The organism is Streptomyces sp. NBC_01465 (genome assembly GCF_036227325.1).
Lineage (GTDB): Bacteria > Actinomycetota > Actinomycetes > Streptomycetales > Streptomycetaceae > Streptomyces.
This window is the reverse complement of the sequence record NZ_CP109467.1, coordinates 847,878-861,233: the sequence shown is the minus strand read 5'-3', so window position 1 is coordinate 861,233 and position 13,356 is coordinate 847,878. Positions and strand designations below refer to the sequence as shown.

9 protein-coding genes are annotated in these 13,356 nt (G+C 72.5%); 6 read left to right on the top strand and 3 right to left on the bottom strand.

Features of this window, described 5'->3' with window-relative positions; all coding sequences use genetic code 11:
• Positions 1–12 precede the first annotated feature (12 nt).
• The 3 genes from OG707_RS03760 to OG707_RS03750 all read left to right on the top strand — a co-directional run bounded on the left by OG707_RS03760 (position 13) and on the right by OG707_RS03750 (position 3,300).
• Positions 13–567: a sugar O-acetyltransferase gene (locus tag OG707_RS03760; RefSeq protein WP_329114298.1), complete on the top strand. Its 555-nt coding sequence runs from the start codon at positions 13–15 to the stop codon at positions 565–567.
• A gap of 180 nt (positions 568–747) precedes the next feature.
• The gene (locus OG707_RS03755) at positions 748–1,545 is read left to right on the top strand and encodes a carbon-nitrogen hydrolase family protein (RefSeq protein ID WP_329127598.1); all 798 of its coding nucleotides are present in this window, start codon (positions 748–750) and stop codon (positions 1,543–1,545) included.
• A 57-nt stretch (positions 1,546–1,602) separates the two neighbouring features.
• The gene (locus OG707_RS03750; protein ID WP_329114296.1) at positions 1,603–3,300 is read left to right on the top strand and encodes a flavin monoamine oxidase family protein; all 1,698 of its coding nucleotides are present in this window, start codon (positions 1,603–1,605) and stop codon (positions 3,298–3,300) included.
• A gap of 39 nt (positions 3,301–3,339) precedes the next feature.
• On the opposite strand, the gene OG707_RS03745 is transcribed toward OG707_RS03750, so the two are convergent.
• Both OG707_RS03745 and OG707_RS03740 read right to left on the bottom strand, forming a co-directional pair.
• On the bottom strand, positions 3,340–4,272 hold the full coding sequence (locus OG707_RS03745) for an LLM class F420-dependent oxidoreductase (protein WP_329114294.1): 933 nt from the start codon (positions 4,270–4,272) through the stop codon (positions 3,340–3,342).
• Between the two features lie 37 nt (positions 4,273–4,309).
• Positions 4,310–5,017, bottom strand: a complete 708-nt coding sequence (locus OG707_RS03740) for a DUF5995 family protein (protein ID WP_329114292.1) — start codon at positions 5,015–5,017, stop codon at positions 4,310–4,312.
• A 96-nt stretch (positions 5,018–5,113) separates the two neighbouring features.
• Here OG707_RS03740 and OG707_RS03735 point away from each other — a divergent pair, with 96 nt between their 5' ends.
• The 3 genes from OG707_RS03735 to OG707_RS03725 all read left to right on the top strand — a co-directional run bounded on the left by OG707_RS03735 (position 5,114) and on the right by OG707_RS03725 (position 11,480).
• Positions 5,114–6,277, top strand: a complete 1,164-nt coding sequence (locus OG707_RS03735) for a glycoside hydrolase family 6 protein (RefSeq protein ID WP_329114290.1) — start codon at positions 5,114–5,116, stop codon at positions 6,275–6,277.
• 325 nt (positions 6,278–6,602) lie between these two features.
• The gene (locus OG707_RS03730) at positions 6,603–9,377 is read left to right on the top strand and encodes an ATP-binding protein (protein WP_329114288.1); all 2,775 of its coding nucleotides are present in this window, start codon (positions 6,603–6,605) and stop codon (positions 9,375–9,377) included.
• Positions 9,378–9,446: 69 nt separating this feature from the next.
• Positions 9,447–11,480 carry an FAD-dependent oxidoreductase gene (locus OG707_RS03725; RefSeq protein WP_329114286.1) on the top strand — a complete coding sequence of 678 codons (2,034 nt, stop codon included), beginning with the start codon at positions 9,447–9,449 and terminating at the stop codon, positions 11,478–11,480.
• 22 nt (positions 11,481–11,502) lie between these two features.
• On the opposite strand, the gene OG707_RS03720 is transcribed toward OG707_RS03725, so the two are convergent.
• Positions 11,503–13,323, bottom strand: a complete 1,821-nt coding sequence (locus OG707_RS03720; RefSeq protein ID WP_329114285.1) for a pentapeptide repeat-containing protein — start codon at positions 13,321–13,323, stop codon at positions 11,503–11,505.
• Between the last annotated feature and the right edge of the window lie 33 nt (positions 13,324–13,356).

Genomic DNA, 13,356 nt, shown 5'->3' with positions numbered 1-13,356 from the left:
GGATCTCGCCTCATGGGCGAGAACAAGCAGCGGATGATGGCGGGCGACTGGTTCCTGCCGCAGGACGACGAACTGGGCGCCGACACGGTACGGCGCACCGGCCTGCTCGACGCGTACAACGCGGCAGGGGCGACCGGACCCGAACGCACCAAGATCCTCACGGAGTTGCTCGGCGCGGTGGGCGACGACGTCCGCATCAGGCCGCCGTTCCACTGCGACTTCGGGTACCGGATCAGCATCGGCCCCCGCACGTTCGTGAACTTCAACGCCGTCTTCCTGGACACCGGAGCCGTGACCATCGGCGCGGACTGCCAGATCGGCCCCAACGTGCAGCTGCTGACCCCCGTGCACCCGCTGGACGCCGAGCGGCGCCGGGACGGCTGGGAGAAGAGCGAACCCGTCACCCTCGGGGACAACGTCTGGCTCGGGGGCGGCGTCATCGTCTGCCCCGGCGTGACCATCGGCGACAACACGGTCGTCGGGGCGGGCTCCGTGGTCACCAAGGACCTGCCCGCGGGGGTGCTGGCCGTGGGCAACCCGGCGAGGGTGATCCGCACCCTGGAGTGACCTGCGGCGGGTGACCGGGGTCACGTACGCAACGAATCGCCGCCGGGGGCGCCGATTGCGCAACGGATCGACGGTCGGTGCGCAACGGTCGCGGCTTGTAGGGGCTCGGTGGCGAAACGTACCGTCGTCACGTCCCCCGAATCTCCGTACGCACCCCGTACGCATCCGCCGAGGTCTGCCATGCCCCCGCTGCGCACCGCCCTGCTCCAGAGCTCCGGCCGCCCCGGCGCCGTCGAGGACAACCTCGCGGTCCTGGACGACGCGGCGGGCCGGGCGGCGGCCGCGGGGGCCGGGCTGCTCGTCTGTCCCGAGATGTTCCTGACCGGGTATGCGATCGGCGCCGACGTGCACCGGCTGGCCGAGCCCGCCGACGGGCCCTCCGCGCAGGCCGTCGCCGCGATCTCCGTACGCCACGGCCTCGCGGTCCTCTACGGCTACCCCGAGCGCGAGGGCGACGCCGTCTACAACGCCGCCCAGCTGATCGGCCCCGACGGCGACACCCTCCTCGGCTACCGCAAGACGCACCTCTTCGGCGGCTTCGAGCGCGAGTGGTTCACGCCGGGTGAACAGACCGTCGTCCAGGCCGAGTTGGGCGGACTCCGGCTCGGCATCTTGATCTGCTACGACGTGGAGTTCCCGGAGAACGTCCGGGCCCACGCCCTCGCCGGCACCGACCTGCTCCTGGTCCCCACCGCCCAGATGCACCCCTTCCAGTTCGTCGCCGAGTCCCTCGTCCCGGTGCGCGCCTTCGAGAACCAGCTGTACATCGCGTACGTGAACCGGACCGGCCAGGAGGGCGAGTTCGAGTTCGTCGGGCTCAGCTGTCTGGCCGGCCCCGACGGAGCGGCGCGCGCCCGCGCGGGCCGGGGCGAGGAGCTGGTCATCGGCGACGCGGACCCCGCCTTCCTCCAGGACTCCAGGTCGCAGAATCCCTACCTGCGCGACCGGCGGCCGGGCCTGTACTCCTCCCTGGCCTGAGCCCGCCCCCTCCCGCTTCCTCCCCCTTCAGTTTTCCGCGCAAGGAGTCCGTACCCCATGACGTCCACGGTGCCCACCACTGCCGTCCAGCACGACGACGCGCAGCCGCCGATCACCATGTTCGGCCCGGACTTCCCGTACGCGTACGACGACTTCCTCGCCCACCCGGCCGGGCTCGGCCAGATACCCGCGACCGAGCACGGCACCGAGGTCGCCGTCATCGGTGGCGGGCTCTCCGGCATCATCACCGCGTACGAGCTGATGAAGATGGGCCTCAAGCCCGTCGTCTACGAGGCGGACCGGATCGGCGGACGGCTGCGGACCGTCGGCTTCGACGGGTGCGACCCCGATCTCACCGCCGAGATGGGCGCGATGCGCTTCCCGCCGTCCTCGACGGCGCTGCAGCACTACATCGACCTGGTCGGCCTGGAGACCAAGCCGTTCCCCAACCCGCTCTCGCCGGTGACCCCCTCGACCGTCGTCGACCTCAAGGGCGAGTCCCACTACGCCACTTCGGTCGACGACCTTCCGCAGGTCTACCGCGATGTCATGCACGCCTGGAACGCCTGTCTGGAGGAGGGCGCCGACTTCACCGACATGAACCGGGCGCTGCGCGAGCGCGACGTCCCGCGCATCCGCGAGCTCTGGTCGCGGCTGGTCGAGAAGCTCGACAACCAGACCTTCTACGGCTTCCTCTGCGACTCGGAGTCCTTCAAGTCCTTCCGGCACCGTGAGATCTTCGGGCAGGTCGGCTTCGGCACGGGCGGCTGGGACACCGACTTCCCCAACTCCATTCTGGAGATCCTGCGCGTCGTCTACACCGAGGCCGACGACCACCACTGCGGCATCGTGGGCGGCTCGCAGCAGCTGCCGCTGCGCCTGTGGGAGCGCGAGCCGGAGAAGACCGTGCACTGGGCGCAGGGCACGTCGCTCGCCTCGCTGCACGAGGGGCGCGAGCCGAAGCCGGCGGTGACGCGGCTGCACCGTACGGCGGGGAATCGGATCACCGTCACCGATGCGACAGGGGACATCCGTACGTACCAGGCGGCCGTGTTCACCGCGCAGTCGTGGATGCTGCTGTCGAAGATCGCGTGCGACGACTCGCTCTTCCCCATCGACCACTGGACGGCGATGGAGCGGACCCACTACATGGAGTCCTCCAAGCTGTTCGTGCCGGTGGACCGGCCGTTCTGGCTGGACAAGGACGAGGTCACGGGCCGGGACGTCATGTCGATGACGCTGACGGACCGGATGACGCGTGGCACGTATCTGCTGGACGACGGTCCGGACAAGCCGGCCACGATCTGCCTCTCGTACACCTGGTGCGACGACAGCCTGAAGTGGCTGCCGCTGTCCGCGAACGAGCGGATGGAGGTCATGCTGAAGTCGCTCGGGGAGATCTATCCCAAGGTCGACATCAGGAAGCACATCATCGGCAACCCGGTCACGGTGTCCTGGGAGAACGAGCCCTATTTCATGGGCGCGTTCAAGGCGAACCTGCCGGGTCACTACCGCTACCAGCGGCGCCTGTTCACGCACTTCATGCAGGACCGGCTGCCGGAGGACAAGCGGGGGATCTTCCTCGCCGGGGACGACATCTCCTGGACGGCGGGATGGGCGGAGGGCGCGGTGCAGACCGCGCTCAACGCGGTGTGGGGGGTCATGAACCACTTCGCGGGCACGACGGACGCGTCGAACCCGGGCCCGGGCGACCTCTACGACGAGATCGCCCCGGTGGAGCTCCCGGAGGACTGAGCGTGGAGGGGGGCCGGGCTCGGACCCGGCCCCCTCGGGTCACACCCCGGCCGCCCGCGCAGCCCCGTACACCTCGGCCGCCACGTCCACCAGTTCCTTCGCGTCCCGCATCGTCCCCTGCAGGTCCAGCAGGAACTCGTCCGCGATCCCCGTCGCCGCGTGCGCCGCCAGGTCCTCCACGATCTGCGCCACACTGCCCTGGAAGGGGCGCCGGTCGTCGCCCTCGTACGGCTTCGCGCTGTACGACGCGTTCACCCGCACCGTCACCGCCACCGGGCGCTCCCGGCCGCGCTCCTCCGCCACCTCCTGGAGTTTCTGCCAGGCCTCCGTGAGCTGGGCGGCCCCCATCGCCGCCGGCATCCAGCCGTCCGCACGGTCCACCAGACGCCTGGTCGCCTTCGGGCTGTTCGCCGGGAGGTAGAGCGGGATCGGGCCGGCCGGCTTCGGGCCGACCACGGACGGGGCGATGGTGGTGAACTCGCTCTCGTACGCGACCGGGTCCGGACCCCACACCGCCGCGCACACGTCGAGCAGCTCGTCCAGCACCGCGCCCCGCCGCGCGAACGGTGCCACGGACGCGGCCGCGTACTCGTCGAGCGACCAGCCCGTGCCGAGGCCCGCCACGACCCGTCCGCCGCTCGCCGCGTCCAGCGAGGCCAGGGACCTGGCCAGCTGGAAGGGCAGGTGGAGCGGGGCCACCAGGACGCTCGTGCCCAGCCGGGCCCGCTCGCTCGCGGCGGCGGCCAGCGTCAGGGTCACCAGGGGGTCGGCGACCGAGCGGTACTGCTCGGGCCAGGGCAGGCCCGGGATCCCGTACAGACCCTGGGTCGGTGGTTCGGGGAAGAGGATGCGCTCGAAGACCCACAGGGACTCGTAACCGGTCTCCTCCGCGGCGCGTGCGACGAGCGGGACGTCGCGTCCGAGGGCGTACTGCTTCATCTGGGGGAGTCCGAGACCGAGTGCGGTCGTCATATGCGTAACTCATCTCCTTGGGCCGGAAGTCCGGAAGTCAGCGCAGCGGTGTCAGCAGGCAGCGCCCCACCAGGCCGACACCCGCGTCCATCCGCTGTGTGAACTCCCCGGCCAGTCCCGGAAGTTCCCGCAGGCCCCACAGGACCCGCGCGGCCGACCATGCGGCGTCGCGCGCCCGCTCCAGACTCCAGGACCCGAGGAGATGGGTGAGCGGGTCGGCGATCTCCAGGAGGTCGGGACCCGGCATCAGGTCCTCGCGGATGCGCTCCTCCAGGGCGACGAGGATGTCGCCGACCCGGTCGAACTCGTCCTCCAGCTCCGCCGGTTCGCACTCCAGCATCTGGCAGCTGTCGACGACCGCCAGGGCGAGATCGTGCCCGATGTGGGCGTTGATCCCGGCGAGCGCGAACTGCAGCGGACGGACGCCCGGATGGCGCCGGTACTGGAAGAGCGGCTGCCAGCAGGCGGACGGCCTGCCGCCCTCGGCCACCGCGTCGACGGCCGCCAGATAGCGCCCGGCGAAGAGCGCGTCGAGCGCGCAGGCGGCCGTCGCGTCGCTGAAGTCGCGGCCGCGGTCGATGCGCCGGTCGATCTCCTCGGTGACGGTCAGATACACCTGGTTGAAGACGGCGACACCGTCGGCCGGGGGCCAGTCCGTGCGCAGCGCGCGCATGCGCGCCACCACCATGTCGACCGACGGGCCGGCCAGGCCCGTCCGAGCTGCGAAATGTTCCGTCTGCGCCATAGCGGCACCTTTGCAGCCCTAGGCTCTCCGCGTGTGCAGTCGTGGCCGAGCTTCCCCAGAACGGGGGAACGAGGTCCGGGTGAGGGGGAGTTCGAGGTGTCGGGCTTACGCGCGCAGGGTCGCGCGGACAGGATCGAGCGCCGCCGTGCGCGGTGCCGGGGCGCCCTGGCCCTGGCCGCCTGTGCGGTGGCCGCCGTGGGCACGGCCGTCGGCGTGATCGCCGCGTACTCCGGGGGCGGTGGTACGGAGGCGGCGCGGCCCGAGGTGACCAGTTCGCCGAGACTCCAGCCGCTGCCCGCCCGCCCCAGCCCCTCCGCCCCGCCCTCCTCCGCGAGCCCTTCGCCCTCCCGTACGCCCAAGAGCTCCGCGCGCCCCGCCAGGGCCGCGGCGGGCCCGATCAGCGCTCCGCTCTACCGCCACTCCGACTCCCAGGTGCTCGACTGGGTCACGTCCCACCCCGACGACCCGCGCCGCCCGCTCATAGCGTCGCGGATCGCGGACCGGCCGGCCGCGGTGTGGTTCCCGGAGTACAACCCGGGCCAGGTGCGGTCCAGGGTCCGCGCGGTGACCTCGGAGGCGGCCGCCGAGGGCCGGGTGCCGGTGCTCGTTCCGTACGCGATCCCGGAGCGGGACTGCGGCGGCGCCTCCGAGGGCGGCGCGCCCGACCTGGCGTCGTACGACCGCTGGATGCGCGAGTTCGCCGCGGGGCTCGGCAGCGGCCCCTCCATCGTGATCCTCGAACCCGATTCGATCGCCCAGACCGACTGCCTGTCGGCGTCCCAACGGGCCGGGCGCTACGCCTCGTTGGCGCGCGCCGGCCGAGCCGTCCACGCTGCCGCGCCGAAGGCGAAGGTCTACTTCGACGGCGGCCACTCCGTCTGGAACCCGGCCGCCCGGCAGGCCGCGTTCCTGCGCGCCGCGGGCGCGACGACCAGCAGCGACGGCATCTTCACCAATGTCTCCAACTTCAACCGCACCGCCGCCGAGACCGCCTACGCCCGCCAGGTCCTGGCCGCGCTCGGTGGCCCTTCCCGCCTCGGCGCGGTCATCGACACCAGCCGCAACGGCAACGGAGCGCCGTCCGACGACGCGTGGTGCGACCCGGACGGACGGGCCATCGGACAGGCGCCCACGACTCACACCGGGCAGGCCCGTATCGACGCGTATCTCTGGGTGAAACTGCCGGGGGAGTCCGACGGCTGCAAGGGGACGGCCGGCACCTTCGTGCCCGAGTACGCCTACGAACTGGCGGGCGGCTGACCGCCGTCCCCGCCCTTTGGTGCGCCGCTCGGCGGTTGGGCTCCTGGCGTACGGGAAAGCTGATCACACAGGTGCCACGGGCAGAAGTCCCATATTCTTCACACCGGATGTGTGCCTGCGGCGCCTGTTGAGGGCAGCGGACGCGGCGGTCGGCGTGGTCACGAGGACCGTCTTTGCCTGGGGGGAACCTATGGACCAGCGCGCTCGTGCGTTCTATGAGGAATTACGCGCACTGGAGAACCGTGCCAGGGCCGCGAGACGCACGGCAGGCCAGGGTTACTCCCGGCAGGAAGTCGGCCGCGCCGTCAGGAAGTACGGCGCGGACGTGAGCGCGCAGCGGGTCAACGACTGGGTGTCGGACACCGCGGGGAGGGCGAAGGTTCCAAGCCGTGGCAGCAGCGAGCAGGTCTGGGCCCTGGTCCGGCTGTGGAGCCACTGGGCCGGAGAAGTGCCCAACGAGCCCTACTGGCGCGCCTTGCTCGACCGCGCCCAGCCCGCCGAGCGCGGGCGTGCGACGGCGCCGGCCGATACGCGGTCCTTCCGCGACGAGGAGCGCCGCCCCTCGCCCACGGCCATGGTGTCCTCGCTGCGTATGCTTCCCCGCGACGTGACGACGTTCACCGGCCGCAATCACGAACTGGACCGGCTCGTCGCGGCGGCCCGCTCCACGCGTGGAGTGACCGTGCGCACCGTGGACGGGATGCCGGGAGTGGGCAAGACGGCACTGGTCACCCGGGCCGCGCATCTGCTCGCCGACCGCTTCCCGGACGGCCAGATCTTCATCCGGCTCCACGCCCACACGCCCGGCCAGCGGCCGGCCGAACCCGCCGAAGTACTCGCGGGCCTGCTCGCCCCGATCGTCGGGCCGGCCCAGCAGATACCGGTCGACCTGGACAGCAGGGCGGCCCTGTGGCGCGGCCATCTCTCCGGCCGCCGGATGCTGCTGGTCCTCGACGACGCGGTCGACCACGTACAGGTCGAACCGCTGCTCCCCGCCGTCGGCGACTGCCTGGTGCTCGTCACCAGCCGCCGTCGCCTCATCGCCATGGAGAGCGCCACGCCCCTGTCGCTGGAGATCCTTCCGCAGCGCCAGGCCGTCGAACTCTTCACCCGGCTGACCCACCGGGCGGACACCGACAGCAACAGCGACGCCGAGATGATCGACCAGATGGTACGTCTGTGCGGCCGTCTGCCGCTGGCCATCGCCCTGCTCGCGGGGCGGCTGGCCCACCATCCGGCGTGGAGCATCGCCGAGTTGGCCGCGGACTTCATCGCGACGCGCGACCGGCTCGATGAACTGCACGCGGGCGACCGTACGGTGGCGGCCGCCTTCGAGTTGTCCTACCGCGACCTGCCCGCCGACCGCCAGCGGCTGTTCCGCCGGATCGGACTGCACCCCGGACCCGACATCGATGCCCGCGCGACCGCCGCGCTCGACGGCATCTCCCTCGCCCGGGCGCGCCGGGAACTCGAGGCCCTGTACACCGACCACCTGATCGACGAGCAGGCCCCGGGACGCTACCGCCCGCACGACCTCGTGAGGGAGTACGCCCGCATCCTGACCACCCGTGATCCGGCCGAGGACCGCGAGCGCGCCACCGCGCGGCTCCTGGACCACTACCAGCACCGGGCGGAGGCCGCCGACCGCCACCTCTCGCCGGCCCCGTCCCCCCTCAGTGCCTCCGCCACCGACCCGGAACTGTCCTCCCGTGAGGAGGCGTTGACCTGGATGCACGCCGAGCGGGCCAACCTGTTCGCCTGCGCCGACCATGCCGCGGCCACCGGCGAGCACTCCCGGGTCATGCGGCTGGCCTCGGCCATGACCGCGTTCCTCCACCAGGAAGGCCCGTGGCAGCAGGCCGCCGACCTGCAGGAGCGGGCGGTGACCGCAGCCACCCGCAGCGGTGACCTGCGGGGCCAGGCCAGCGCCCTGACAGCACTGGGTCATGTACGGCTCCTGACCAATGAGTACGCGGCGGCGATCGCGCTGGAGGAGAGGGCCCTGGCCCTGTACCGGGAGCTCGGCGACCAGGTCGGCGAGGCCCGGGCGCTGACCGAACTGGGCCGCGTGCTCCGGCTGGTCAACGACTACCCGGCGGCGACCGGGCACCAGCGCACGGCCCTCGCGCTGCAGCGGAGCCTGGGCGACCGGCACGGCGAGGCCGAGGCGCTGACCGAACTGGGCTTCGTCCGGTACCGCACCAATGACTACGCGGAAGCCGCCGAACTGCAGGAGCAGGCCCTCACCCTCTACTGGAACCTCGGGGACCGTCACGGCGAGGCCGGCGCCCTCAGCCGGCTGGGATTCGTACGGTTCAGGACCGGTGACTATCCCGCCGCCGCGACCCTCCAGGACCGGGCCCGGCTCATCTACTGGGAGCTGGGCGCCCGCCAGGGCGAGGCCAATGTGCTGACCGAACTGGGCCACATCGAGATCGTCACCGGCAGACACGCCCGCGCGGACGAGCCGCTGGAGCGCGCGCTCGCTCTGTACCAGGATCTCGGCGATCGGCACGGCGAAGCGGACGCGCTGACGGAACTGGGACGGGCCCAGGCGTCGGCGGGGAACTTCGCGCAGGCACTCTCACTCCTGGAGCAGGCCCTGGCCCAGCTGCGGCAGCTGGGGGACCATCTGCACGAGGCGTACGTCCTCACCTGGCTGGGCCGGGTGCGCACCGCCACCGGGCAGCACCCGGAAGCCGCCGGACTGCTGCGGCAGGCGCTCTCGCTGCGCCGGGAACTGGGGGACGCGCGCGGCGAGGCCGAGGCGTTGAACGCGCTGGGTGACCTCCTCGTCGAGACCGCGGACACGGCCGGCGCACGCTCGCGGTACGAGGAGGCGCTGCAGCTCACGACGGTGGTCCCCAATCCGCTGGAGGAGGGACGGGCACTCGAAGGCCTCGGCCGGTGCCACGAACTCTCCGGTGCGCTCTCCGACGCACTGACCGACACCAGAGCGGCGGTCGGCGTCTACCGGCGTCTGGGCGCCGCAGAGGCGGAACCGGCCGAGGCGCGACTGGCCCGCCTGACGCGTGCCGTCCGGCCGCCCGGCCGGGAACACCCTCCCGCCGAAGGGCCGGGCGGCGATCAGCGCCCCTGACCGAGCACGTGCGCCGGCGGACCACCGTCGCGCAGCCGAGCGTCGTCCCCCTCACGGAGAAGGAATCACATGGATTCGATGCGGTCGGACCGGCAGGCCAAGGTCGCCGTGGTGGGCCTCGTGGGTGTCCCAGCAGATCCCCGGGGACAGTGGTTCACGGAGGCGGCCGCCACCGTCCCGCACCTGCCGGTCCACTGGGAGGTGTTCGCCCACCGGGGCGGAACCGACGACGCCGTGGCCGTAGCGGAGGAAGTGGTGGCCGACGGGGGATTCGCCGCGGTCGTCGCGGGCCTGCGGGAAGAGGACGGCGAGGCCGCACTGCGGGTCTACCGGAAAGCGGGTCTGCCCGTACTGCTTCCGCTGGCCGCCGTCCCCGGGGACGGGAAGGAGACCGACGACACCGTACTGCGGATGTACCCCCCGGACTCGGGCCAGGCCGCGGCAGTCGCCCGGGCGTGCCGGGACCACGGTGTACGGCGGCTCGCGGTACTCCACGACGGCAGCGAACGCGGCAGGCGGCTGGCCGGGCGACTGAGCCGGCGGACGGGTGGGGCGGAGAGCACCGGACCCGTGGCCGAGGAACACCAGGAGTGGCCCGGAGGCGACTGGTCGGGAGCGGTCGCCCTGTGCGGAACTCCCTCCGGCGTGGCCGGCCTGCTGCGCCGCGATCCCTCCGTGGCGGGTCAGTTGGTGATCCTCACTGATGACTGCGTCCTCCCGGCGACCGGCCCGGACGATCCCCGGCCGGAGGGCAGCACCGTGGTGGTGGCCCGGCCGGCCGGAGGCGGCGCCGCCCGGACAGCGGCGGCCTTTGCCGCACTGGGCAGCGCACTGGCCAAGCATCCGCACCAGCGGGGAGCCGCGCTGATCGGCAGCGTACGAGGGGAGCTGGGCGAGTCCACCGGCCCGCGGGGCGAGACCCCGTACGACGGCTGGCAGGTGGGGCCGCGGCGACTGTTCCCCCGGCTGCCGGCAGCGCCCACGGAGCAGCACTTCGAGGTCGCCGTCATCGGCGGTGGCCTGGTCGGCAGGGCCACCGCCGCCGAACTCGCCGAGGCCGGCGCCTCGGTGGTGCTGGTGGACGACGGGACACCCGGTTCGTCGGCCAGCACGGTGTCCGGCGGGCTGATCAGGGCGTTCGAACTGGACGAGGGGGAACGGAGCCTGGCCTGCGAGGCGTACCTGGCGCTGTGGGGACGGCCGGAGCTCGCCCCCGCGTACGGATTCCGCCGCACCGGCGCCCTGGTGCTCCTCGGCCCGGCGGACCTGGAGCCCGCCGCTGACTCCGTCGGTCAACTGCGCGAGCTGGGCATCCCGGCCGAGACGGTCACCGTGGCCGGGCTGAACAGCCGCTGGCCGGACCTGCGGACGGACGGGATCGCGGGCGCGGTCTGGGAGCCGGGAGCGGGCTACGCGCGCGGTGCCGTGGCCCTGGCCGCGCTGCTGGACCGTGCCCGGCTGGCCGGTGTGCGGGTACTGTCCCGGCACCACGTCGACTCGCTGACGACCGGACCGGAGGGCGCCGCCGTACTGGAGTGCTCGGTCGTACGGGACGGAGACCGGACCCGCGGTCGGGTGACCGCCGACGTGGCCGTCGTCGCCGCGGGCTGCGCGACGCCCGCGCTGCTCGGGGAGCGCTGGCCGGCCGGACAACCGGCCGCGAGCAAGCTCATCCGCTACGGGATCTTCGAGGCGGGAGGCCGGCGGCTGCCCACCATCGTCGACGCCGTCACCGGCGTCTGGGCCCGCCCGGACGGCGAGGACGGGCTGCTGGCCGGCTATCCGTTCGACGAGTGGAACGTCCCCGTCGCCCCTTCGACGGTCCCCGACGACCAGCAGGTGCGGTGGATGCGCGACGGAGTCTCCCCCCGGCTGCCCTTCCTCGCCGACGCGAGGCTGCTCACCGGGTCGAGCGGCACCGACCTGTTCGTGGAGGGCGGGCGGCCCGTACTGGGTCGTCTGTCGGGCCTTCCGCACACCGTGGTGGCGGCCGGGTGGTCGGGGGCAGGCTTCAAGACCTCCCCCGCGGCAGCCCGGCGCGCCGCGGCCGAGGCCGTCCAACTCCTCGCGGAACAGCGGAAACAGCGGAAACAGGGCCTTTGACCGGGAGCGGAGGCCGCGGCGATCAGCGTTTGACACGGCCGCGGACAGCGAGGACCGCGAGGCCCAGGAGGGCGGGCTCGGTGAGGCGGGAAGCCATCTCCATGTAGGTGCCCGTCGTGGTGAGGTCCTGGCCGGACGAGCGGAAGATCACGCTGTTCACCACGGTGCGCAGGCTCTTCTCGAACCGCTCGCCGGTCAGCCGTCCGCGCATGGGGCCGGTGGAGTCGACGGGGTCGGCCCGGTCGGTGGTCAGAGTGATGTGCCGGCCGCTGACGGTACCGGTGGTACGGGAGGGGGTGTCGTTCGCGGGCACGCCCCACAGCATCATCACCAGCAGGGTGACGGTGACGGCGGCGAGCAGCCACGCCAGCGCGCGGGCGGCCCGCAGACCGTACCCGGACAGGGCCCAGTACGCGCTCAGCAGCCGGCGTTCGGACCTGGAGTTGGCGGAGTCGGCGCGGCGCATCTGCATCTCGCCGTAGTAGAAGTCGGCGGCCCCGGGTTCGTTGCTGGAGTCCTCGTAGGACTTGCGCAGCGCCCGGTAGACGGCCGCCAGCGCGGCCGGCTGGACCACGTCGACGCCGGGCGGGACCGCGAGCCATCCGGGGTGGGCGCCGGGTAGGGAGTGGCGCCAGTGCTGTTCCTCGGCCAGGACGCTGCGGTGCGTGTGCCGCAGGGGCGTGCGGCCGCGCAGATGGACGCCCGGCGGGGCCGTGCCGAAGAGGCAGTCGCCCTCCAGACGAAGCTGGTCCAGGTGGATCGTGCCGGCGAAGAGGCACGCCGAGAGGTCGAGATCGGTGAGCACCAGGTGCGCCGCGTCCACCCCCCGCAGCGACACCGCCCGGGCCTGCTCCGCGTCGCCGGCCAGGATGCTCTCGTCCACCGCTGTCCCGGCGCTGTTGATGAAGGGGCGGCGGCGGCCGGCGACGGCCAGGGGGTACTCGAAGACCGCGTCGGCCAGGTCGGTGTCGGCGTAGCGGACCCAGAGCGTGGCGGTTGCCGCCCACCGGGTCCGCCGGCACACCACCTGCCGCGCGGCGACCTCCACGGTGACGGGCGCCTCGAAGGACGTCCGGGACAGATCCAGCACCCTTCCGCACACCAACGGCCCCAGCGCCGAGGCGCGTTCGAAGACGGCCGAGTCGAAGTCGGCGTCCCGGGCGAAGGTGGTGGAGTCGAAGTCGGCATTCCCGCTGAAGGCGACGTCCCCGAAATGGGCGTCCTCGGCGAAGGTGGCCGAGGAGAAGTCCGTATGGCCGGCGAAGGCGGCCCCGCCGAACAGGGCCTCTCCGGTGAAGGCGGCCGAGTCGAAGTCGGCCTCCCCGGTGAAGGTCGCCGAAGTGAACACGGCGTCCCCGGTCGCGGCGTCCCCGCCGAAGTCCGAGGAGCCGAAATAGGCGTTCCTGGCGAAGAGGGCCGACTGGAAGCAGGCCTCGCCGGCGAAGACGACCGAGCCGAAGTGCGCGTCCCCCATGAAGCGGGCCAGGCTGAATCCGGCGCCCTCGGTGAAGCGGGCCAGGCTGAAATCGGCGCCCCCCGTGAAGGTGGCCGAGGTGAACGCCACAGGCCCGGTGAAGGTGACCGAGTGGAAGTTGGCGGTGCCGAGGACCGGCTCTTCGGTGGCCGGATCGGTCACCTGGACGAGGATCCGCCGGAGCAGGTCCCACGCGAGGGTGGTCCCCTCCAGGTCCAGTTCGGCGCCGGGGAACAGGGACGTCACGTAGGCGCTCTGCTCCGCGGTGTCGCAGTGGGCGAGACATCGCGCCGAGCCGGGAACGGCGACGGCCCTGCACCCGCCCATCGGGTCGCGGCCGGCCGCGCTCTCTCCGCAATAGGTGACCATGCTCCGGTGGTAACGCGTCCCGGTGCTCCGGGA